At 69.3% G+C, this 20,872-nt stretch carries 20 protein-coding genes; 9 read left to right on the top strand and 11 right to left on the bottom strand.

What is annotated here, in order from left to right; all coding sequences use genetic code 11:
* Nucleotides 1–41 precede the first annotated feature (41 nt).
* Together ACFVU2_RS00830 and ACFVU2_RS00835 are read right to left on the bottom strand one after the other, a co-directional pair.
* Entirely contained in the window at nucleotides 42–1,283 is a 1,242-nt protein-coding gene (locus tag ACFVU2_RS00830) for an Nramp family divalent metal transporter (RefSeq protein WP_387869904.1), read from the bottom strand.
* Between the two features lie 179 nt (nucleotides 1,284–1,462).
* On the bottom strand, nucleotides 1,463–3,346 hold the full coding sequence (locus tag ACFVU2_RS00835; RefSeq protein WP_387872373.1) for an ABC transporter ATP-binding protein: 1,884 nt from the start codon (nucleotides 3,344–3,346) through the stop codon (nucleotides 1,463–1,465).
* A 217-nt stretch (nucleotides 3,347–3,563) separates the two neighbouring features.
* Between ACFVU2_RS00835 and ACFVU2_RS00840 the strand changes: the two genes are divergently transcribed.
* The 5 genes from ACFVU2_RS00840 to ACFVU2_RS00860 all read left to right on the top strand — a co-directional run bounded on the left by ACFVU2_RS00840 (nucleotide 3,564) and on the right by ACFVU2_RS00860 (nucleotide 8,173).
* Nucleotides 3,564–4,847, top strand: coding sequence for an ABC transporter substrate-binding protein (locus ACFVU2_RS00840; RefSeq protein WP_387869906.1), 1,284 nt, complete (start codon nucleotides 3,564–3,566; stop codon nucleotides 4,845–4,847).
* Nucleotides 4,848–4,932: 85 nt separating this feature from the next.
* Nucleotides 4,933–5,964 (top strand): carbohydrate ABC transporter permease, encoded by a 1,032-nt coding sequence (locus ACFVU2_RS00845; RefSeq protein ID WP_387869908.1) that lies wholly within the window; start codon nucleotides 4,933–4,935, stop codon nucleotides 5,962–5,964.
* Nucleotides 5,964–6,878, top strand: coding sequence for a carbohydrate ABC transporter permease (locus ACFVU2_RS00850; protein ID WP_387869910.1), 915 nt, complete (start codon nucleotides 5,964–5,966; stop codon nucleotides 6,876–6,878). The genes ACFVU2_RS00845 and ACFVU2_RS00850 overlap by 1 nt, the downstream gene beginning before the upstream one ends.
* A gap of 4 nt (nucleotides 6,879–6,882) precedes the next feature.
* The gene (locus tag ACFVU2_RS00855; RefSeq protein ID WP_387869911.1) at nucleotides 6,883–7,122 is read left to right on the top strand and encodes a hypothetical protein; all 240 of its coding nucleotides are present in this window, start codon (nucleotides 6,883–6,885) and stop codon (nucleotides 7,120–7,122) included.
* Nucleotides 7,123–7,138: 16 nt separating this feature from the next.
* Nucleotides 7,139–8,173 (top strand): LacI family DNA-binding transcriptional regulator, encoded by a 1,035-nt coding sequence (locus ACFVU2_RS00860; protein ID WP_387869913.1) that lies wholly within the window; start codon nucleotides 7,139–7,141, stop codon nucleotides 8,171–8,173.
* A gap of 150 nt (nucleotides 8,174–8,323) precedes the next feature.
* Here ACFVU2_RS00860 and ACFVU2_RS00865 read toward each other — a convergent pair whose 3' ends face one another.
* Entirely contained in the window at nucleotides 8,324–9,562 is a 1,239-nt protein-coding gene (locus ACFVU2_RS00865) for an MFS transporter (RefSeq protein ID WP_387869914.1), read from the bottom strand.
* A 64-nt stretch (nucleotides 9,563–9,626) separates the two neighbouring features.
* The gene (locus tag ACFVU2_RS00870) at nucleotides 9,627–10,097 is read right to left on the bottom strand and encodes a MarR family winged helix-turn-helix transcriptional regulator (RefSeq protein ID WP_387869916.1); all 471 of its coding nucleotides are present in this window, start codon (nucleotides 10,095–10,097) and stop codon (nucleotides 9,627–9,629) included.
* A 94-nt stretch (nucleotides 10,098–10,191) separates the two neighbouring features.
* On the opposite strand from ACFVU2_RS00870, the gene ACFVU2_RS00875 reads away from it, so the two are divergent.
* The gene (locus ACFVU2_RS00875; protein ID WP_387869918.1) at nucleotides 10,192–11,646 is read left to right on the top strand and encodes an amino acid permease; all 1,455 of its coding nucleotides are present in this window, start codon (nucleotides 10,192–10,194) and stop codon (nucleotides 11,644–11,646) included.
* Here the strand turns inward: ACFVU2_RS00875 and ACFVU2_RS00880 are convergent.
* From ACFVU2_RS00880 to ACFVU2_RS00910, 7 genes are all read right to left on the bottom strand, one after another.
* Nucleotides 11,607–12,290, bottom strand: a complete 684-nt coding sequence (locus ACFVU2_RS00880; RefSeq protein ID WP_387869920.1) for a class I SAM-dependent DNA methyltransferase — start codon at nucleotides 12,288–12,290, stop codon at nucleotides 11,607–11,609. The two genes, ACFVU2_RS00875 and ACFVU2_RS00880, sit on opposite strands and share 40 nt — an antisense overlap.
* Before the next feature lie 78 nt (nucleotides 12,291–12,368).
* Complete coding sequence (locus ACFVU2_RS00885; RefSeq protein ID WP_387869921.1) at nucleotides 12,369–12,512, bottom strand: hypothetical protein; 144 nt, start codon at nucleotides 12,510–12,512, stop codon at nucleotides 12,369–12,371.
* Between the two features lie 225 nt (nucleotides 12,513–12,737).
* Nucleotides 12,738–13,124: a 50S ribosomal protein L7/L12 gene (gene rplL / locus ACFVU2_RS00890; RefSeq protein WP_055890386.1), complete on the bottom strand. Its 387-nt coding sequence runs from the start codon at nucleotides 13,122–13,124 to the stop codon at nucleotides 12,738–12,740.
* 67 nt (nucleotides 13,125–13,191) lie between these two features.
* A complete protein-coding gene (rplJ, locus tag ACFVU2_RS00895; RefSeq protein ID WP_387869923.1) occupies nucleotides 13,192–13,707 on the bottom strand; it encodes a 50S ribosomal protein L10 in 516 nt (171 codons plus the stop codon).
* Between the two features lie 266 nt (nucleotides 13,708–13,973).
* Nucleotides 13,974–14,750, bottom strand: a complete 777-nt coding sequence (locus ACFVU2_RS00900) for an alpha/beta fold hydrolase (protein ID WP_387869924.1) — start codon at nucleotides 14,748–14,750, stop codon at nucleotides 13,974–13,976.
* Complete coding sequence (locus ACFVU2_RS00905; protein ID WP_387869925.1) at nucleotides 14,747–16,462, bottom strand: sensor histidine kinase; 1,716 nt, start codon at nucleotides 16,460–16,462, stop codon at nucleotides 14,747–14,749. The genes ACFVU2_RS00900 and ACFVU2_RS00905 overlap by 4 nt, the downstream gene beginning before the upstream one ends.
* On the bottom strand, nucleotides 16,459–17,229 hold the full coding sequence (locus ACFVU2_RS00910; RefSeq protein WP_387869927.1) for a response regulator transcription factor: 771 nt from the start codon (nucleotides 17,227–17,229) through the stop codon (nucleotides 16,459–16,461). Before ACFVU2_RS00910 ends, ACFVU2_RS00905 begins: the two co-directional genes overlap by 4 nt.
* A gap of 192 nt (nucleotides 17,230–17,421) precedes the next feature.
* On the opposite strand from ACFVU2_RS00910, the gene ACFVU2_RS00915 reads away from it, so the two are divergent.
* The 3 genes from ACFVU2_RS00915 (at nucleotide 17,422) to ACFVU2_RS00925 (ending at nucleotide 20,728) form a co-directional block, all read left to right on the top strand.
* A complete protein-coding gene (locus ACFVU2_RS00915) occupies nucleotides 17,422–18,318 on the top strand; it encodes a hypothetical protein (RefSeq protein ID WP_387869929.1) in 897 nt (298 codons plus the stop codon).
* Nucleotides 18,319–18,447: 129 nt separating this feature from the next.
* Nucleotides 18,448–20,019 (top strand): ABC transporter permease, encoded by a 1,572-nt coding sequence (locus tag ACFVU2_RS00920; RefSeq protein ID WP_387869930.1) that lies wholly within the window; start codon nucleotides 18,448–18,450, stop codon nucleotides 20,017–20,019.
* Nucleotides 20,020–20,056: 37 nt separating this feature from the next.
* Nucleotides 20,057–20,728 carry an ABC transporter ATP-binding protein gene (locus ACFVU2_RS00925; RefSeq protein WP_387869931.1) on the top strand — a complete coding sequence of 224 codons (672 nt, stop codon included), beginning with the start codon at nucleotides 20,057–20,059 and terminating at the stop codon, nucleotides 20,726–20,728.
* Nucleotides 20,729–20,872 lie beyond the last annotated feature (144 nt).

The following is a 20,872-nucleotide window of genomic DNA, read 5'->3' on the forward strand; positions in this document are numbered from 1 at the left end:
TTTCTCCTCCGCTGGCCACGCACGCGCGGCGTGTCGTGGTCTCAGCCCCCGGTCACGGTCAGCACCACCAGCGCGAGGTTGAGCACGACGACCAGCCCGGCCACCACGCCCCCGGCCAGCCGCACCCAGAGCCGGTCCACCCGCTCGCCCATGACCTCCCGTGAGCCGGTCAGCCGCAGCAGCGGGATCATCGCGAAGGGGATGCCGAGGCTCAGGAACACCTGCGAGAGCACGAGTGCCCAGGTCGGGTCGACGCCGAGCGCGAGGATGATCACGGCCGGGATGAGGGTGACGATCCGCCGGGCCAGCAGCGGGACGCGCACCCTCAGCAGGCCGCCCATGATCGTCGCGCCCGCGTAGCTGCCGACCGAGGTGGAGGCGAGACCCGACGCGAGCAGACCGATCGCGAAGACGACGCCGACGACCGGTCCGAGCGCGGAGGAGATCGCGGCGTGCGCCCCCTCGATCGTGTCCGTCCCGGCGACCCCGCGCAGTGACGCGGCGGCGACGAGCAGCATGGCGATGTTCACTGCGCCGGCCAGGATCAGCGCGAGCACGACATCCAGCCGAGTGGCCCGCAGCAGCGTGCGCACCCGGCCCGCGTCCGCCGAGACGCCGTGGCGGTCGCGGGCGAGCGCCGAATGCAGGTAGATCGCGTGGGGCATCACGGTCGCGCCCAGCATGCTCGCCGCGAGCAGCACGGTGGGCGCACCGTCGAAGCGCGGCACCAGGCCGCCCGCCGCCGCGCCCCAGTCGACCGGGCTGACGAACATCCCGGCCAGGAACCCAACCGCGATCACGCCCAGCAGGCCCAGGATGACGGCCTCGAACGGTCGCTGTCCCCGGCGCGATTGGATGCCGAGGATGCCGATCGACACCGCTCCCACGATCACTCCGCCGACCGGGAGCGGGAGACCGAAGAGGAGGTTGAGGGCGATCGCACCGCCGATCACCTCGGCGATGTCGGTCGCGGCGGCCACCAGCTCGGCCTGCACCCAGAACGCCCGGCGTGCTCCGGTGCCGAGCCGGGCGCCCAGCAGTTCCGGGAGGCTCTTGCCCGTCACGATGCCGAGCTTCGCCGACTGGTACTGCACGAAGACCGCGATGGCGTTGGCGGCGACCAGGACCCAGACGAGCAGGTAGCCGTAGCGCGCGCCCGCGGTGAGGTTGGCGGCGACGTTGCCCGGGTCGACGTAGGCGATGGCGGCGACGAACGCGGGCCCGAGCAGGAACAGCAGCCGGGCGCGGGAGCCGGTGCTGCGCTCCGCCGTCGTGACCGCCATCTACGCCCTCCCGAACTCAAGTGTTAGCCCAGGCTAACACTCACGCCGCCAGCGCTCCGACCCATTCACCCCACCCGGCAACTCCGGAGATATACCGGGCCCCGGCCGGATTCGCCGGAGTTCCGGCGAACTGAGCGGCGTGGCGCAGAGAATCTCCGGAATTGCCGCAGCAGGCCGCCTCATGCCTCCGGGCTGAGCGACCCTTCGATCTGCTCGCGGTACAGCTTCGTGTAGACCCCGCCGGCCTCCAGCAGCTCGCGGTGCGTACCGCGTTCGACGACCTGTCCGTGGTCAACGACGAAGATCACGTCGGCCGCCACGATGGTCGAGAGCCGGTGGGCGATCGCGATGGTGGTGCGTCCGCGGGAGGCGGTGTCGAGCGCCTGCTGCACCACGCGCTCCGAGATGGTGTCGAGGGCGCTGGTGGCCTCGTCGAGGATGAGCACCTCCGGGTCCTTGAGCAGTACGCGGGCGATCGCGATGCGCTGCTTCTCCCCGCCCGAGAGACGGTAGCCGCGCTCTCCGACGATGGTCGCGTACCCGTCGGGGAAGCTCACGATGGTGTCGTGGATGTTCGCGAGGCGGGCGGCCGCCTCCAGCTCCTCGGCGGTGGCATCGGGTCGGGCGTAGCGGAGGTTCTCGGCGATGCTCGCGTGGAACAGGTAGGTCTCCTGGCTGACCACGCCGATGTGCGAGACGAGCGATTCTTGCTGCAGTTCGCGGATGTCCGCGCCGCCGAAGAGGATGCGCCCGCCTGTCGCGTCGTAGAAGCGCGGGATCAGGTACGACACCGTCGTCTTTCCGGCGCCGCTCGGCCCGACGAAGGCGGCGAACTCGCCGGAGCGGATGGTGAACGACACGTCGTCGAGCGTGTTCCGCTCCCCCTCGCGCGCGTCGGGGTAGCGGAAGACGACGTGGTCGAACTCGATCCGTCCGAGGTCGCGCTCGGGGTCGACGGGCACGGCGTCCGGGAGGTCGGCGATCGCGGGCTTCAGATCCAGGTACTCGAAGATGCGGGCGAAGAGCGCACCGGAGGTCTGCAGGTCGAGCGCGACCCGCATGAGCGCCAGCAGCGGGAACAGCAGACGCGCCTGCACGGTGGTGAACGCGACGATCGTGCCCGCGGTGATGTCCGTCGCCCCGCCGAGGATGAGCCAGCCCGAGACCACGTAGACGATCGCGGGGATCGACGACAGGAAGATGTTGACCATGGCGAAGAACCACTGGCCGCTCATCGCCTGCGAGACCTGCAGGCGGATCTGGTTCTCGTTCTCGTCGGAGTAGCGCTGCACCTCCGCACCCTGCCGGTTGAAGCTCTTCGAGAGCAGGATGCCCGAGACGCTCAGCGTCTCCTGCGTGATCGCCGTCATGTCCGAGAGCGACTCCTGCGTGCGCGTGGCGATGCGGGCGCGCACCTGCCCGACGCGTCGCTGCGCGATCACCAGGATCGGCATGAGCACCACGGCCACGATCGTCAGCTGCCAGTTGAGCAGGAGCATCGCGACCAGCGCCGCGATCACCGTCACCGTGTTGCCCAGGATGCTCGACATCGTGTTGGTGAGCACGCTGGCCACCCCGCCGACGTCGTTCTGCAGCCGGGACTGGATGATGCCGGTTTTGGTCTTCGTGAAGAAGCTCAGCTCCATCGACTGGAGGTGCGAGAACAGCCGGACGCGCAGCGCCCCCATGACCTTGTTGCCGACGGAGGCCGTGAGGTAGGTCTGCCAGACGCCGAGGAGGGACGAGCCGACGAAGACCACGATCATCGCGACCACGATCTCGATCAGCACGGGCATATTCGGCCCGGCCTTCGGGAAGAGCCCGTCGTCGAAGGCGCGCTGCGTGAGCAGCGGCGGGATGACCGAGAGCGCCGCTCCGATGAGCACGAGCACCATCGTGACGATGATGGCGGTCCGGTGCGGTGCGAACAGGGTGACGATCCGCCGGAACAGGTGCGGTATCTTCGGCGCCGTCGCGTTGAGGGCCTTCTGCGCCTCGGCATCGCCGCCGCTGACGCGCGATCGCATCCCGCCGCCTCCGCCGCCCATGCCCATTCCGCGCATCCCGCTCACGGTGTCAGCCTAAGCCCGCCGCCCGACCTGCCCGTCCCCACTGGATATGACCGGTCCCACGAGACGCCGTCCCCCGCCCGAGGGTGGAACACCGTGACGGAACCGTGATGCAAGCGCTTGACGTAAACGCTTGCATCGGTCGGAGCCGCGGGGGTACGGTGTCGGCGGGCGCACCCGCGCTCGCACCAAGAGCTCAATGAGGAGTGAAATGAAAGCAGCACGTCTCTCCGTGGTCGCGGGCGTCGCCCTGGTCGGCCTCGCACTGGCCGGTTGCACAGGTAGCGGATCCGGGGGCAGCAGCGGCGGCGACGCCTCGCAGAACCTCACGGGCAAAGGTCCGATCACCTACGTGCAGGGCAAGGACAACTCGAACGTCGTCCGCCCGCTGATCGAGAAGTGGAACGCCGCGCACCCCGACGAGAAGGTCACCTTCAAGGAGCAGACCGATCAGGCGGACCAGCAGCACGACGACCTGGTGCAGCACTTCCAGGCGAAGGACGCCAACTACGACGTCGTGGACGTCGACGTGGTCTGGACGGGTGAGTTCGCCGCGAAGGGCTGGCTGCAGCCCCTGACCGGTGACTTCAAGATGGACAACTCGGCTCTGCTCGCACCGACCGTGAAGGCCGGCACCTACAACGGCACGCAGTACGCGGCGCCGCAGACCTCCGACGGCGGCATCCTGTACTACCGCAAGGATCTCGTGCCGACCCCGCCGAAGACGTGGGACGACATGCTCAAGGACTGCGACATCGCCAAGGCGAACGGCATCGGCTGCTACGCCGGTCAGTTCGCGCAGTACGAGGGCCTGACGGTGAACGTGGCCGAGGCGATCAACACCAACGGCGGCACCATCGTCGGCGACGACGGCAAGACCGTGACGGTGGACAGCAAGGAGGCCAACGCTGGTCTCTCGCGTCTGGTCGACGGGTTCAAGAACGGCCAGATCCCTGCTGAGGCGATCACCTACCAGGAGGAGCAGGGCCGGCAGGCGTTCGAGGCCGGCAAGCTGCTGTTCCTGCGCAACTGGCCGTACGTGTACAACCTGGCCAAGACGGACGGCTCCTCGACGGTGAAGGACACCTTCGGTGTCGCGCCGCTGCCGGGTGTCACCGCCGACAAGCCGGGCGTGTCCAGCCTGGGCGGTCACAACGCCGCCATCAGTGTGTACTCCAAGCACAAGGCGACCGCGTTCGAGTTCCTCAAGTTCCTGCAGAGCGAAGAGACGCAGAAGTTCTTCGTCACGCAGGGATCGCTGGCACCGGTCCTGTCGTCGCTGTACGACGACGCCGACCTGAACACCCAGCTGCCGTACCTGACCACCCTGAAGACGTCGATCGAGAACGCAGTGCCGCGCCCCGTCTCGCCGTTCTACCCGGCCATCACCAAGGCCGTTCAGGACAACTCCTACGCCGCCCTCAAGGGCGACAAGACGGTCGACCAGGCGCTGAAGGACATGGCGTCGGCGATCCAGACCGCCAGCCAGGGCTGACCCGGCCGGTCTACCGGTCACCGGGCGGCGGGATCCTTCCCGCCGCCCGGTCCCACACTCTTCTGCCACTTCACCGGAGGCACACATGTCAGCGTCGAACGTCGTCGCCCCCCCATCCACCACCAATGGCAAGCCGCCGGTCCGGGCCGGCATCAAGCAGAACAGGCGCCAGCAGAGCCGCTGGGCGTTCTATCTGATCATCCCCACGCTCATCCTCCTGGCCGTCGTCATCGGCTACCCGGTCGTCAGCGCGATCGTCATGTCGTTCCAGAAGGACGCCGGGCTCGACCCCGCGACCGGTCTGTTCGTGCAGGGCGGCTTCGCCGGTTTCCAGAACTACGCCCACTGGCTGTTCCAGCAGTGCATGGGCCCGGACGGCTCGACCATCGCCTGCCCGCCCGGCAACCTCGGATCCACCTTCTGGAACGCGGTCTTCGTCACCTTCTTCTTCACGGTGACGACCGTCATCCTCGAGACCGTCCTCGGCCTCTGGTTCGCCCTGATCATGAACCGCGCCTTCCGCGGCCGCGGCCTCGTGCGCGCAGCCATCCTCATCCCGTGGGCCATTCCGACCGCCGTCACCGCGAAGCTGTGGTTCTTCATCTTCTCGGTCGCCGGCATCGCCAACGCCATCCTCGGGGCGCACATCCTCTGGACGAGCGACGAATGGGCGTCCCGGTTCGCGGTGATCATCGCCGACACCTGGAAGACCACGCCGTTCATGGCGCTACTGATCCTGGCGGGCCTGCAGCTCATCCCCGAAGACGTCTACGAGGCGGCGAAGATGGACGGCGCCTCGACCATGCAGCGCTTCTGGCGGGTCACGATGCCCCTGCTCAAGCCTGCACTCATGGTCGCGATCCTGTTCCGCGTGCTCGACGCGCTCCGCATCTACGACCTGCCGGCCATCCTCACCGGCGGTGGAGGAGGTACGGGCCATGCCACCACGACCTTGTCGATCCTCGTGATCGATCAGATCAGACAGGGCTTCAACAGCGCCGCCGCCCTCTCGACCATCACGTTCATCATCATCTTCCTGGTCGCCTTCATCTTCGTCCGAATACTCGGGACGAATGTCGTGAAAACCCAGGAAGCCCAGCAGAAGGGAGCGAAGTGATGACCGCAGTCGCCGGCCCGGCCACCGCCACCGCGGAGGCCAACGCCCTCCCCCGCACCGACACGAAGAGACGAGGCAAGGCCCGTCGCCGCAACGCCGGCGTCCGCACCGGCGTTCAGGCGATCGTCATCGTCCTGTGGTGTCTGCTGCCCTTCTACTGGATGGTCGTCACCTCGTTCCGGGATGTCGGCTACACGTTCGACACGACGCCCTGGTTCACGCACTTCACGTGGGACAACTACACGACGGCGTTCTCGACCAACCTGGGCAACCACCTCGGTCAGGCGCTGCTGAACTCGCTGATCATCGGCGCCTGCGTCACCGTGGTGTCCCTGATCTTCGGCATCTTCGCGTCCTACGCCCTGGCCCGTCTGGACTTCCGGTTCAAGGGCATCGTGCTCGGCATCATCCTCGCCGCCTCGATGTTCCCGGGCGTCGCGCTGATCACGCCGCTGTTCCAGCTGTTCACATCGATCGGCTGGATGGGCACCTACCAGGCGCTGATCATCCCGCAGATCTCCTTCGCACTGCCGCTGACGGTCTACACGCTCTCGTCGTTCTTCCGCGAGATGCCCTGGGATCTGGAGGAGGCGGCCCGGATCGACGGGTGCACGCAGGCGCAGGCGTTCCGCAAGATCATCCTGCCGCTGGCGGCCCCGGCCGTCTTCACGACCGCGATCCTGGCGTTCATCTCGTCGTGGAACGAGTTCCTGATCTCCAGCCAGCTGTCCAGCGACGCGACCCAGCCGGTCACGGTGGCCATCGCCTCCTTCACCGGCAGCCAGCCGCACCAGGAGCCGTACACCGCCGTGATGGCAGCCGGTACGATCGTGACCGTCCCGCTCATCATCCTGGTGCTGATCTTCCAGCGCCGGATCGTCGCGGGGCTCACCGCCGGCGGAGTGAAGGGCTGAGCAGATGCGCTGGAGCGATCCGCGGGAGGCCGTCGACGTCGGCATCGGCTTCGTCGGGTTCTTCGCGTTCGCGTTCTTCGTCATCACGCTGGTCTGCGAGCTGACGGGACAGCCCGCGCTGATCTGGGCGCTCGTGACCCTGGTCCTCGTCCTGCTCCTCGTCGCACTCTGGCAGGCGCGTCGCCGCATCCTGGCGGCGCGCCTCAGAGTGCAGCAGGAGCAGGCCGCCTCCGAGCAGCTCTGAGCCGCCGACGATGCGGATGCCCGGGATCGAGGAGGTCGCGCGCGCGACGGGCGTCTCGACGGCGACCGTGTCGCGGGCGTTGCGCGGGCTCCCCAACGTCTCGGACACGACGCGCGCCGCGGTCCGCCGCGCCGCCGACGAGCTCGGGTACGTCGCCTCCTCCAGCGCCTCCGGTCTGGCCAGCGGCCGCACCTTGGCGCTGGGTGTCGTCGTCCCGTCGGTCAGCCGCTGGTTCTACACACAGGTGATGGAGGGGGTCGACTCCGAGCTGCGCTCGGCGAGCTACGACATGATCCTGTTCAACCTGGGCGGCCACCGCGGCGACCGTGAGCGGGTGTTCCATCGCAGCATCCTGCGCAAGCGCACCGACGCCCTGCTCGCGCTCTGCCTCGACTTCACCGTGGAGGAGCGCGAGCAGCTGGCCTCGCTCGGTCATCCCACCATCGTCGTCGGCGGGCCCGTCAAAGGGCTGCGGAGCGTGGGGATCGACGAGCGGACGACGGCCAGGCGGGCGACCGAGCACCTCATCGGCCTCGGCCACACCGAGATCGCGCATCTCGGCGGGGAGGACGAGGAGGGCCTCAACAGCCAGGTCCCCGCCGGCCGTCTGCGCGGCTTCACCATCGCCATGCGCGCCGCCGGCCTGCCGGTGCGGCAGGAGTGGATCGTGCCGGGCGGGTTCGCCCTGCCGGCCGCCCGCGCCGCCATGAACCGGCTGCTCGACCGGCCCGGCCCCCGGCCGACCGCGGTCTTCGCTGGCTCGGACGAGATGGCGTTCGGGGCGATCCTCGCGGCGGGCGATCACGGTCTCAGCGTGCCCGGCGACCTCTCGGTGATCGGGATCGACGACCACGATTTCTCCGCCTCGTTCGGGCTGACGACGATGGCGCAGAGCCCCTTCGAGCAGGGTTCCGCCGCGGCCCGCATCCTGCTCGACGAGCTGGCCGGCGGGGACCCCCGCCGCGGGTCGGTGCGCTCCCCCGTCACCTTGATCGTCCGATCCTCGACGGCTCCGCCGCGCGGCGTGTACCGAGCAGCCCCGTCCATCTGAAAGAATGTTTCTGCGCCGCTGCTGCGGATCGCGCCTTTCGGGTAGGCACGATCGAGTGGCAGAGGTTGTTCGCGGCGGGCTTTCCTAGGCCTGAACGCGAGAAGGGCCGCCCTGACTAGGACAGGGCGGCCCTTCGTATTCGTGCGAGGTTCAGTCGGCGTCGGCGAGTGCCAGCACTTCGGCTTCCTGCTGCGCGGACTCCCGCGGCGCGTCGACGCGGCGCAGGTGCTTGTGGCCGATCATCACGAGCGCGACGGCGATGAGCACCGAGACGGCACCGGCGAAGAACGGCGTGGCCGGGCTGATCGTGTCGGCCAGGAGGGTGGCGGCGGGCGGCGCGATGGCGCCGCCGAGGAACCGCACTCCGGAGTAGGCGCTCGAGGCCACCGAGCGGGGCAGGTCCGTCGCCTCCATCACGCACTCGGTGAGCACGGTGTTCAGGATTCCGAGGAGCAGACCGCCAATGATCACGCACACGATGAGCGCGGCGAGCGACGAGATGAACAGCCCAGCTGCCAGCAGGTCGATCGCGAGGAGCGGCATCACGATCCAGAGCACCCGGGTGCGCGGGAGCCGCGAGGTCAGCAACGGCGCGACCCAGACCGACGTGACGGCGAGGGACACGCCCCAGCCGAAGAAGATCAGTCCGAGGGTGATGGCGTCTTCGACGCCCAGCGGCACGAGGGCGAACGGAGTGTAGGCGAGCAGCACGAAGAAGCCGATGTTGTAGAACAGCGCGGCCGCGGCGAGGAAGCCGAGGGCGGGCTTCGCGAGGGCACGGAACGGCGCGGAGAGCTTCGTCGGGACCGGCTTCTCGGGGTTCTTCTTCAGCATGACGACGATGGCGATGAAGCCGAGTGCCATGAGAGTGGCCGTGCCGAAGAACGGTCCGCGCCAGCTCCAGCTGCCGAGCAGCCCGCCGAGCAGAGGGCCGATGGCGATGCCGAGGCCCAGCGCCGCCTCGTACAGGATGATCGCGGCGGAGGTGCCTCCCGAGGCGGCCCCGACGATGGTCGCGAGTGCCGTGGAGATGAAGAGCGCGTTTCCGAGGCCCCAGCCGGCACGGAAGCCGATGATCGACTCCACGTTCTGCGAGAGCCCGGCGGCGAGAGCGAACGCCACGATGAGGGCGAGCCCGATGAGGAGGGTGCGCTTGGCGCCGATCCGGCTCGAGATCCAGCTGGTGAAGAACATCGCCAGGCCCGTGATGAGCAGGTAGCTCGTGAAGAGCATCTCCGTCTCGGTCGGCGTCGCCTCGAGGCTCTTGGCGATCGCCGGGAGGATCGGGTCGACCAGTCCGATGCCCATGAAGGCGATGACGGAGGCGAAGGCGACGGCCCACACTGCGGTGGGCTGCTTGAGGATGTTGTCTGGCTTGTCGTGGGACATCGAGGGTGGACGGCTCCTGGCGTTCGGTGGTGCGGAGGTGGTGCGGAAGGGAGGTGCGGCGCGGTCAGCGCACGGCGGCGAGCGCGGCGGAGGTCGCGGTCGAGAGCTCGACGCGGGAGGCGATGAGCTCGACGGTGCAGCGCATGGCCGCCAGCTCGTCGTCGCTGAGGTCGGCGAACATCGGCACCAGCGCGGCGGAGAGCTCGTCGCGCCAGGCCTGGAGCGCGTCCGCGCCCTTGACCGTGAGGGCGATCTGCCAGGCGCGGGCGTCATCGGTGTCGGCGATGCGCTTGACCCATTCGGATTCGACGAGCGTGCGCACCAGCTTGGTCATCGTCGGCTGCGAGACCCGGCTGTGCGAAGCGAGCTCGCCGAGGCGCAGCGGGCCGGAGGTCTGCAGCACGCTCAGCGTGCGCCAGATGGCCGGCGACTCGGTGCTGCCGGTCACGCGGGCGGCGAGACGGGTGAGACGATGGCTGGCGACGACCAGATCGCCGAGCGTGCTTCTCAGTTCTTCGGTGCTGTTCTCGGGCATGAGAACCATTTTATATAGCTAGCCTATATAAATCAAGCGAATGCATCTATTACGTGCGGCTGATATACGGCATCTATGATGCTTCAATCGGAGCATGCGACGAAGCACACCTCCCGAGCCGCCTCGGACTGCCGACGCGGGCTACCAGCGCGAGCTCAAGCCGCGACACATCCAGATGATCGCCATCGGCGGTGCGATCGGCACCGGCTTGTTCCTGGGCGCAGGAGGCCGGCTCGCGTCGGCGGGCCCGTCCCTCGTGATCGCCTACGCGGTCTGCGGCCTCGCCGCGTTCCTCATCCTCCGCGCGCTGGGCGAGCTGGTGCTGCGACGGCCGGACTCGGGGTCGTTCGTGAGCTACGCCCGCGAGTTCCTCGGCGAGAAGGCCGGGTTCGTGACCGGATGGATGTACTGGATGTACTGGGCGATGATCGGCGTCGTCGACGCGACCGCCGTCGCCGTCTATCTGCGGTTCTTCGGTGCCTACCTGCCGTTCTTCGCCGAGGTGCCGCAGTGGGTGTGGGCTCTCTCGGCGCTCGTGCTGGTGCTCGGCCTCAACCTGCTCTCGGTGAAGGTGTTCGGAGAGCTCGAGTTCTGGTTCGCCCTCATCAAGGTCGCTGCGCTCGTCGTCTTCCTGGTGATCGGCATCCTGTTCGTGGTGCTCGGCACCCCGGTCGCCGGACACACCCCGGGGTTCGCCCTCCTGGCCGAGAGCGGCGGGATGTTCCCGCACGGTCTCGTCCCTCTCGTCCTGGTCGTGCAGGGCGTCGTGTTCGCGTACGGCGCGATCGAGCTCGTCGGCACGGCGGCCGGCGAGACCGCCGATCCCGAGCGGACCATGCCGCGCGCGATCAACTCCGTCATCCTGCGCATCGCGCTCTTCTACGTCGGCTCCGTGCTCCTGCTCGCCCTGCTCCTGCCTTCGAGCGCGTACTCCGCCGACGAGAGCCCGTTCGTCACCTTCTTCGCCTCGATCGGCGTCCAGGGCGCCGACGTGGTGATGAATCTCGTGGTGCTGACCGCCGCGCTCTCGTCGCTCAACGCCGGCTTCTACTCGACCGGCCGGATCGCCCGCTCCCTCGCCGAGCGCGGTGCGGCACCCGCGTTCGCCACGCGGATGAACCGCTCCGGCGTGCCCTACGGGGGCATCGTCATCACCGGCGCTGTCGCCCTGCTCGGCGTCGTCCTGAACGTGCTCCTGCCGGATCAGGCGTTCGAGATCGGCATCAACCTCACCTCGGTCGGCCTTCTGACCGCCTGGACCGTCATCGTGCTGTGCCAGTTGGCGCTGTACCGCCGCTGGCAGCGCGGCGAGGAGGAGCGACCGTCGTTCCGGATGCCCGGCTCGCCCTGGACCGGCTACGTCGCCCTCGCGTTCCTCGGCACCGTGGGCGTGCTCATCGTCCTCGACTACCCGACCGGTACGTTCACCGTCGGCGCGGCGCTGGTGATCGTGGTCCCCCTGCTGATCGGCGGATGGTTCGTGGTGCGACGCCGGGTCGCAGCATTCGCTCAGCGGGAGGCCGACGAGGCGGCGGCCGCGCCGCGCTGAGCGATCAGGTACGCCTGCCGCGACTTCTCGGGCGCGACCGGCTCGCGCCGCACCTCTCCCACGACGGCGAAACCGGCCGAGGCGAGGCGGCGGCGCACCCGGTCGGGCGACTGCCGCCGGGTGCGCAGGTCGATGTCGTGGCCATACGCGTGGGTCAGGTGCACGACGTCCTCGTCCCCGCCGGTGCTCACCTGGAACGCGAGCAGCAGCCGTCCTCCGGGTCGCACCACGCGCGCGAACTCGCGGAAGGCGGCGTCCTGCTCCTCCTGGGGGATGTGGATGATCGAGTACCAGGCGAGTGCGCCGGCCAGCTCCCCGTCCGCGAACGGCAGCTCGAGCATCGAACCGACCGTGAACCGGAGGCCGGGATGCTCGCGCCGGGCGACCTCCACCATCCCGGGCGAGAGGTCCAGTCCCGCGACGTCGAGCCCGAGCGCGGCCAGGTGGCCCGCGACGCGACCGGGGCCGCAGCCGAGATCGGCGACCGGTCCACCGCCGTCCGCGATCACCTGTTCGGCGAAGAGGCCGAGCACCGCCCGGTCGAACAGGTTGGTCCGCAGATCGTCGCGCAACAGATCGGCGTAGTCCCGCGCGACCGTGTCGTAGGCGAGGCGTGTCGCTCGGGAGTCCGCTGAACCGCTCATGCCGGAAGCCTAAGCGCGCACGACGCACCGGCGCCCCCGGGCCGGAGGTTCCGGCCCGGGGGCGCTTCGTGTGTCGGGTTACCGCAGGTACCGGTCGTACAGGAGGGTCCTGCGGTAGAGATCCGGCGGGTGGGCACCGTCGTCGCGGTCCTCACCGTGCAGGAGTGCGGCCCCGTAGCCGCGGAGGAAAGTGGCGCAGCTGCGCCACAGAGATGTACTCATCGTGGTTCTTCTTCCGGTTGTGCGTCCTTGCACACCGATGCGCGCGGGCAGGCGCGATCGGACGCTCCGATATGGATGAGCGTCCACGTCCGCGCGCCGTTAAACGCACGGAGGGCGTCGCCCCGTAGCGGGGGCGACGCCCTCCACAACGCGGACACTCTCGTAAGAGGAGTCCGCGTCGTACAGCGTCAACCTGCGTGTAGAAGAGCCCCGATGGGGCGTCGACTACTTAAGGGTGATGGTGGCGCCAGCCTCTTCGAGCTGCGCCTTCGCCTTCTCAGCGGTCTCCTTGTTGGCACCCTCGAGAACGGTGCTGGGGGCACCGTCGACGAGAGCCTTCGCCTCACCGAGGCCGAGGCTGGTGAGGGCGCGCACCTCCTTGATGACCTGGATCTTCTTGTCACCGGCGGCCTCGAGGACGACGTCGAAGGAGTCCTTCTCCTCGACCTCTTCCGCGGGGGCGGCAGCGCCGGCACCGGCCGCAGCAACGGCGACGGGGGCGGCGGCGGTGACCTCGAAGGTCTCCTCGAACTTCTTCACGAACTCGCTCAGCTCGATGAGCGTGAGCTCCTTGAACGCCTCGAGCAGCTCGTCAGTCGACAGCTTTGCCATGATTTTCTCCTTAGTGTGTGTGGTTACTCACCGCTTGCGGGGCCCGGAGGCCTGGTCCTCGAGGGACCTACGCAGCGGACTCCTGCTTCTCACGCAGCGCGTCGACCGTGCGAACGGCCTGCGACAGCGGTGCGTTGAACAGATATGCGGCTCCGAACAGCGAGGCCTTGAAGGCGCCGGCCAGCTTGGCCAGCAGAACCTCACGGGACTCGAGGTCGGCGAGCTTGCCTACCTCTTCGGCGGTGAGCGGGTTACCGTCGAAGTAACCGCCCTTGACCACCAGCAGAGGGTTCGCCTTGGTGAAGTCACGCAGCGCCTTCGCGACGGCGACCGGGTCTCCGTGCACGAATGCGATCGCGGACGGACCGGCGAGCTCGTCGTCGAACGACGAGATACCGGCCTTGTTGGCCGCGATCTTGGTCAGCGTGTTCTTCACCACGGCGTACGTAGCGTGCTCACTGATCGACTTGCGCAGCTCCTTGAGCTGAGCGACAGTGAGACCGCGGTACTCGGTCAGCAGAACGGCGGTCGAGCTCGTGAACAGGTTCTCGAGCTCGGCAACCGTGGCTTCCTTGTTCGCCATGGCCTACCTCTCAATCTTCTTCGTCGCACATCGCGGGAGCGATGTGCGCCTCGACCGCGGGCAAGAAAAAAGCTCCGGCGCAGAGGCACGGAGCTGGAGGACGCAGGAACCTGCGAGTCTTGCTTCATACACCTGCGCGGGCGCCCACCTGAGTGGATCTTCTCTCCGTGCGAACACGGCGACCAGCGGTCTTTGGCTTCGACAAGGGTACGTGATCGGTGGCCCGCGGCGCAAATCGGCTCGGCCCGGCCCACCCCGGGCGAAGTTCAGCGATGGCGGCGGAGGAAGCCGCGGACCGAGGCGCCGTACCCGGGCCGCAGCACGACCTCCCCGTGCGCGCAGCGCCGGTGGGCGACGACGCGGGAGTCCGGGATGCGGTCCGCGGTCGCTCGGACGACCTCCGGCGGGTAGAACGCGTCGTGGTCTCCGGAGTGGAAGAGGGTCGGCGCGGTGATCCGGTCGGCGACGTCGACGATGTCGAAACCGTCCTCGGCGCGTACGAGCGGCACGAGGGTCGCGACGTCCTCCGGCGGGGTGAGAAGCGGGGCGACGGCGCGGAGCATCGGGCCCGCCCCGAGGAAGTCGAGGGTGGCGAGCGCGAGCTCGGCATCCGCCCGCCGGTCGCCGGCCTCCACCTGGTCGGCGTACCGCCGCTGGAGCAGCCGCCCCTCGTCGCCGAGGCGACCGGCACCCGACACGATCACGAGCGAGCTCACGAGATCGGGGTGGTCGACGGCGAGCTGGAGGGCGATGCTCGCACCGGTGGAGGTGCCCAGCACCGGCACCGGTGCGGCGAAGCGGCGACGGAGCGCTCGAGCGTAGACGTCCGCGATCTCGGCCATGGTCGCCCCGGCGGCCACCGCGCCGGGCCGGCCGAGTGCGTAGACACGGTGGCCGTCGGTGCCGCGGAGGGACAGTCGCTCGGTGAACGCGTCGATCCCGCGCGGGGCGTGAGGCACCGACGGAAGGCCGCGGAGGAAGACGAGAGGCGGCGCGGAAGCGGGACCGTACGGCGTCGCGGCGATGGTCGCCGGGTCGGTCACTCCCGTGCCGTTCCGGAGGCGGTGTCGACGGCCTCCTCGGGCTCGATCTCCTCGGGCTTGATCTCCTCGGGCTCGATCTCCTCGGGCTCGATCTCTTCGGGCTCGATCTCCTCGGGCTCGACTTCTTCCGGCTCCAGCATCGCCTCGGGCTCGGCGGACGAGCCGTCGCTCTCCACGAGGGGCAGGCTGACGGTGAACACCGTGTCGCCGGGCTCGCTGCGCACCGACACGTCGCCGCCGTGCGCCTCCACCACGGCCTGCACGATGGCGAGGCCGAGCCCCGTCGACCCGGTCGCGCGGTTGCGGGAGCTGTCGCCGCGGGCGAACCGCTCGAACAGCGTGGACTGCAGCTCGTCGGGGATGCCGGGGCCGTCGTCCGCCACGGTCACGATCGCCCGCCCGGCCTCGCGGTCCACGGCGAGCGCCGCCGTCACGACGGTGCCCTCCGGTGTGTGCACGCGCGCGTTGGCCAGCAGGTTCGTCACGACCTGGTGCAGGCGCGGAGCGTCGCCGACGACCTCCACCGGCTCCTCGGGCACCAGGATGCGCCAGCGGTGGTCGGGCCCGGCGGCGTGCGCGTCGCTCAGGGCGTCGATGAGCAGGAGCGAGAGGTCCACGGGATCCTGGTCCAGCTCCCGACCCTCGTCGAGGCGGGCGAGCAGCAGGAGGTCCTCGACGAGCGAGGTCATGCGGGTCGCCTCCGACTCGATGCGGCCGAGCGAGCGCGTGACGTCTGCCGGGAGCTCGTGCGGGGCACGGCGCGTGAGCTCGGCGTAGCCGCGGATGGAGGCGAGCGGCGTCCGCAGCTCGTGGCTCGCGTCGGCCACGAACTGGCGCACCTTCTGCTCGCTGGCCTGGCGGGCGGTCAGCGCCGACGCCACGTGCCCGAGCATGCGGTTGAGCGCGGAGCCCACTTTGCCGACCTCGGTGTGCGGGTCGGTGTCGGCTTCGGGAACACGGACCGAGAGCGCGACGTCGCCGCGGTCGAGCGGCATGTTCGCGACCTGTTCCGCCGTCCCGGTCACCCGCTCCAGCGGCTTCATCGCGAGTCGCACGATGACGCTCGCCAGCAGGAAGGCGAAGATCAGCCCGGCGAGGGTCACCAGCACGATCACGAGGGTGAGCTGGGAGACGGTCGCGTTGACCGGGGCGAGCGGCAGCCCGATGATGACGCTGTCGCCGTTGTCGAGGGGCACCGCGGCGACCCGGTAGTCGCCGACGGTCGGCCCGAGCGTGATGGTGCGCGGCGTCCCGTCCGCGGGCAGCTTCAAGAGGGCCTGACGATTGATGTCCACCGTCTGCGGAGCCGCGGACTGATCCGGTGCGCCCTCCGGCGGCCGGTCCGCGAGGATGACGGGGTAGAGCAGGTTCTGCCCGTTGCGCACGACGCCGAACGTCTCGGTCTGCTGTCCGGGGGCCGCGACCACCTGGGGGACCTGGGGGCCCGTGGGTCCCGAGCCGAAGAGCGAGTTCGCCCGCTGCTGGCCGCGGCTGAGCGACGAGGTGAGCTGCGAGTCCAGTCGCCCGACGAGGTAGCTCTGCAGCGCCAGCACGCTCACGGTGCCGATCACGGCGCCGAGCACCGCGAGCATCGCCACGACGACGAGCACGACACGGCTGCGCAGCGTCCACGAACGGAAGGGACGGAGGCGTCGGACGCGACCGGCCGCCCCCTCGGATGCCGATGCGCCCGCGGTGCGGGCAGTGGTCATTGGGCGGCCTTCACCATGTATCCGGCACCGCGCACGGTGTGGATCATCGCGGGGCGCCCGGCGTCGATCTTCTTGCGGAGGTACGAGATGTACAGCTCGACCACACTCGAGGAGCCGCCGAAGTCGTAGCTCCACACCCGGTCGAGGATCTGCGCCTTGCTGAGCACGCGCCGCGGATTGCGCATCAGGAAGCGCAGCAGCTCGAACTCCGTGGCCGTGAGCTGGATGGGCTCGCCGTCGCGGTGCACCTCGTAGCTGTCCTCGTCCAGCACGAGGTCGCCGACGATCAGAACCGGGTCGTCGTGGTCCGCCACCGCCGCGCGCGACCGGCGCAGCAGCCCCCGCAGACGCGCCACCAGCTCCTCCAGGCTGAACGGCTTCGTCACATAGTCGTCGCCGCCGGCGGTGAGCCCCGCGATGCGGTCGTCGAGGGAGTCCTTCGCGGTGAGGAAGAGCACAGGCGCCTCATTGCCGTCGGCGCGCATCCGCGAGAGGACCTGCAGTCCGTCGATGTCGGGGAGCATGATGTCGAGCACCACGACGTCGGGCTTGAACTCGCGCGAGAGTTGCAGAGCCTGCTGACCATTGGACGCCGTACGCACCTCCCAGTCCTCGTAGTGCAGCGCCATGGCGAGCAGATCCGTCAGCGTGGACTCGTCGTCGACGACGAGCACGCGGATGGAGCTGCCGTCCGCACGGCGCAAGAGGGTACGGGGCTGGCTGGAGGCGCTGGAGGCGGCGCGGGCGTTGATGGTCACCTTTCCCATTATGAAGAGCGGTCTTCGCGCCGGCTATGCGAAACCTATGGAGAGTCTGAGAACCCGCACGGCGACGATTCCGGGGATTCCGCGCCCCGATCCGCCGATTCCCCTTGCCGCGGCGACCACGCCGGGAATACCGTGTCGCGCAAACGACTCGAGCCTGTTCGTGTTGTGCACGCAGTGCTCCGGGAGGTCACCGTGTCCACGTCGCAGGAAGACGAGCGCTCACTGCAGGAGAAGCCGGACGAGCCCGAGGCCTCCCTCGCCCTCGACCGGGTGTTCGACACCCAGCTGAAGAGGTCGCGCAGCGCCTATCTGCGCGCCTCCCGGCGGGCGGAGCAGGTCGGCGAGGCGCTGGCAGATGTCGATGAGCGCTTCGTCCGCCTCGCCTCCGACCTCGCCCGGCTGGAAGCTCCCGTCCAGTTCCCCCGGGAGGTGCATCCCTCCCCCGGTGAGCTCCATACCCTGAGCCTGGTCACCACCAACAGCAGCGACCGCCTCTTCTTCGCGACCCCGCCCTACGACACGACGTGGACGACGTTCCAGCCGCCTGGCGCCGCCGGCACCCAGGCCCGCGGACCGAGCGTCTCGAAGCCGCAGGCCAGCATGTTCATCGACCTCGCCGAGACCTACGTCGACCGGCCGGTGGCCGAGGGAGGCTGGATGTACGCGGGTGCCGGCGTGGGCCTCTGGTTCAAGCCGAAGGCCCCCTCGACCTACGTTCGCGTGTCCGCGCTGGTGGACTACGAGTATGACTGGGCCGACAGCTCCAGCCTGCAGGTCGCCCACAACCGTGCGCAGCTCTGCGTGATGGTGCAGCACCGCCGCGGGCCGGGCGATATGGAGACGGTGGTCGACACCCGGGACCAGCTGTGGGCCGACGGCACCTCCTGGTATGAGGACCACAGCGACAGCGGAGGCGGCTACTGGCCCAACCAGAACTACTTCTGGGGCACCAGCAGCGACTGGTACCTCGTCTGGTTCTGGATGAACGGCGGCATCGACTTCTCGACCAAGGCCACCATCGGATCGAGCAAGGCCTACCAGACCTGGCACGCGCGCATCCCCTTCATGGTCTTCGAGCAGTGGGCGTGACCTTCCCGCCCTGACAACCTTCCCGCCCTGACAGGTTCAGCGAAAACATAGCTTCCCCATAACGGGCCGATAGGGACCGGACCTAGCGTCCCCCCGTCATCATCGGTCCACAGTGAAGTTTGGAAGCCAATGTTCGGGACGTATCTGCGACGGGAACTCCTCAATCGTCGCAAGCAGACGGTCATCATCGCGATCGGCATGGCCCTCGCGATCGCCCTCGTGATCATCGTCAACGCGGTGTCCGCCGGAGTGAAGGATGCGCAGGCGAGCGTGCTGCAGTCCGTCTACGGCGTCGGCACCGACATCACCGTCAGCCAGCCCGCCACGGCGGGCAGCGGCACTCCGCAGGCGGGTGGCGGGCGCTTCGACTTCGGTGCGAACTCCGGCACCGACGCGGGCGGCAGCCGCAGCGTCAACACCTCCCGCCTCGAGCCGACCCGGGGGGCCACCGTGATGGCGGACTCGACCCTCGCGACGGTGCAGAAGGTGCAGAACGTGTCGGCCGCGGCCTCCGTCCTCTCCCTGACGAACACGAGCTTCAGCGGCACCCTCCCCGACTTCCAGCAGCTGCGTCAGGAGCGCCAGGCCGGTGGCACGGGAGGCGGCGGCGAAGCGGCCGTGCCCTCCCCCGCTCCCACCGGCGGTGCGGACGGCGCAGGCGGCAGCTCGTTCAACGTCGACTCGTTCAGCGTGCTCGGCCTCGACCCGGCCGGCAAGTCCGTCGGCCCCCTGGCCTCGGTCACGCTGACCTCCGGTCGCACCTTCACCAAGGCCGACGCCGGCAAGGACGTCGTCGTGCTCGACTCGGCCTACGCCAAGACGGCCAGCAAGGCGGTCGGCGACACCGTCACCATCGGCGGCACCGACTTCACCGTCATCGGCGTCGTCGCGGCCACCGGCTCCGACTCGACCACCGCCTCGAACGCGTACATCCCGCTGGACGTCGCCCAGACCCTCTCGGGTCAGACCGCCAAGATCTCCTCGGTATACGTCACGGCTGCCTCCTCCAGCGACATCTCGCAGATCAAGACGGATCTGACCAAGGCGCTTCCGACGGCGACCGTCAGCACCCAGGCCGACCTCGCCTCCGACGTCTCCGGTTCGCTCGGCAGCGCCGGCGACCTCATCTCGAACCTCGGCACCTGGCTCTCGCTCATCGTGCTCGCGGCGGCGTTCCTCATCGCCATCCTGTTCACGATCTCCGGCGTCACCCGGCGCACCCGTGAGTTCGGCACCCTGAAGGCGATCGGCTGGTCGAACCGCCGCATCGTCGGGCAGGTCGCCGGCGAGTCCGTCGTGCAGGGGATCATCGGCGGCGTCATCGGCGTCGCGGTCGGCCTCATCGGCGTGCTCGTCGTCAACATGATCGCGCCGACCCTCACCGGCTCCGTCAACACTCGCACCGGTTTCGCCGATGCGGCGGGACGCGGCGGCGGCGCGGTCGGAACGGCCGCCACCAACGCGCCCGGCGGCGGCTTCGGCGGGGCGGGAGGCGGCTTCGGCGGGGCGGGAGGCGGCTTCGCCGGTGCACGCCAGGCCGCGGCCTCCACCAGCGAGATCGCCCTCCACGCTCCGATCACGCTCTGGATCATCGTCGGGGCGGTCGGCCTCGCCGTTCTCGGCGGTCTGCTCGCCGGTGCGATCGGCGGATGGCGCGCCTCCCGGCTCCGCCCCGCAGCCGCCCTCCGCTCGGTCGCCTGACCCCGTCGCCTCACCTCTGCCGTCTCAAGGAGCACCCGTGTACACCCTCACGAACGTCACCAAGAAGTACACCCAGTCCAAGCGCGAGGTCGTCGCCCTCAAGGACGTCACCGTCGACATCCCGGACGGTCAGCTCGTGGCCATCCAGGGGCCGACCGGCGGCGGCAAGTCGACACTGCTGCAGATGCTCGGCGCCCTCGACCGACCCACGTCGGGCTCCGTCGAGCTCGGCACCTCCAGCCTGTCGAAGCTGGGCGACGGCAAGCTGACCGGCATCCGCGCGAACGAGATCGGGTTCGTCTTCCAGGGGTTCAACCTCATCCCGACCCTCACCGCTCAGGAGAACGTCGAGACCGCGCTCGCACCGCTCAAGGTGAGCGCGGAGGAGCGCAAGCGCCGCGCCGCCGAAGCCCTCGCGTCCGTCGGTCTCGGCGACCGCGGGACGCACCTGCCGTCGGAGCTCTCGGGCGGTCAGCAGCAGCGCGTCGCCATCGCCCGCGCCCTGGTGAAGAACCCGGACGTGCTGCTGGCCGACGAGCCCACGGGCAACCTGGACGAGGAGACCCGGGACGAGATCATGGATCTGCTCGAGGGCCTCTGGCGCGACCGCGGCCTGACGCTCATCATCGTCACGCACGACAGCGCGGTCGCCAAGCGCGCCCAGCGCCGCCTCCACATCAAGCACGGCCAGGTCAAAGAGGTCGCGTAGACCCACCCGACGCCGACGCATTCGTGCCGAATGTCGACTCTGCGGAACGCAGAGTCGACATTCCGCGCCCAACCGTTGGCGGGGGGGGGGGGGGCGGCGCCCACTCCGCGGGCGGAGGCGGGCCCGACGCCCCGGCGCGCGGGG

Origin of the sequence: Leifsonia sp. NPDC058194 (genome assembly GCF_042883605.1) — a bacterium.
Lineage (GTDB): Bacteria > Actinomycetota > Actinomycetes > Actinomycetales > Microbacteriaceae > Leifsonia.

Bases quoted from the DNA above. Each gene is read 5' to 3' on its own strand.
- ACFVU2_RS00850 (WP_387869910.1), top strand. From the start codon at position 5,964: ATGACCGCAGTCGCCGGCCCGGCCACCGCCACCGCGGAGGCCAACGCC.
- ACFVU2_RS00880 (WP_387869920.1), bottom strand. From the start codon at position 12,290: ATGAGCGGTTCAGCGGACTCCCGAGCGACACGCCTCGCCTACGACACG.
- rplJ (WP_387869923.1), bottom strand. From the start codon at position 13,707: ATGGCGAACAAGGAAGCCACGGTTGCCGAGCTCGAGAACCTGTTCACG.
- ACFVU2_RS00905 (WP_387869925.1), bottom strand. From the start codon at position 16,462: ATGACCACTGCCCGCACCGCGGGCGCATCGGCATCCGAGGGGGCGGCC.
- ACFVU2_RS00870 (WP_387869916.1), bottom strand. From the start codon at position 10,097: ATGCCCGAGAACAGCACCGAAGAACTGAGAAGCACGCTCGGCGATCTG.
- ACFVU2_RS00840 (WP_387869906.1), top strand. From the start codon at position 3,564: ATGAAAGCAGCACGTCTCTCCGTGGTCGCGGGCGTCGCCCTGGTCGGC.
- ACFVU2_RS00835 (WP_387872373.1), bottom strand. From the start codon at position 3,346: ATGCGCGGAATGGGCATGGGCGGCGGAGGCGGCGGGATGCGATCGCGC.
- ACFVU2_RS00830 (WP_387869904.1), bottom strand. From the start codon at position 1,283: ATGGCGGTCACGACGGCGGAGCGCAGCACCGGCTCCCGCGCCCGGCTG.
- ACFVU2_RS00845 (WP_387869908.1), top strand. From the start codon at position 4,933: ATGTCAGCGTCGAACGTCGTCGCCCCCCCATCCACCACCAATGGCAAG.
- ACFVU2_RS00860 (WP_387869913.1), top strand. From the start codon at position 7,139: ATGCCCGGGATCGAGGAGGTCGCGCGCGCGACGGGCGTCTCGACGGCG.
- ACFVU2_RS00910 (WP_387869927.1), bottom strand. From the start codon at position 17,229: ATGGGAAAGGTGACCATCAACGCCCGCGCCGCCTCCAGCGCCTCCAGC.
- ACFVU2_RS00855 (WP_387869911.1), top strand. From the start codon at position 6,883: ATGCGCTGGAGCGATCCGCGGGAGGCCGTCGACGTCGGCATCGGCTTC.
- rplL (WP_055890386.1), bottom strand. From the start codon at position 13,124: ATGGCAAAGCTGTCGACTGACGAGCTGCTCGAGGCGTTCAAGGAGCTC.
- ACFVU2_RS00875 (WP_387869918.1), top strand. From the start codon at position 10,192: ATGCGACGAAGCACACCTCCCGAGCCGCCTCGGACTGCCGACGCGGGC.
- ACFVU2_RS00885 (WP_387869921.1), bottom strand. From the start codon at position 12,512: ATGAGTACATCTCTGTGGCGCAGCTGCGCCACTTTCCTCCGCGGCTAC.
- ACFVU2_RS00920 (WP_387869930.1), top strand. From the start codon at position 18,448: ATGTTCGGGACGTATCTGCGACGGGAACTCCTCAATCGTCGCAAGCAG.
- ACFVU2_RS00865 (WP_387869914.1), bottom strand. From the start codon at position 9,562: ATGTCCCACGACAAGCCAGACAACATCCTCAAGCAGCCCACCGCAGTG.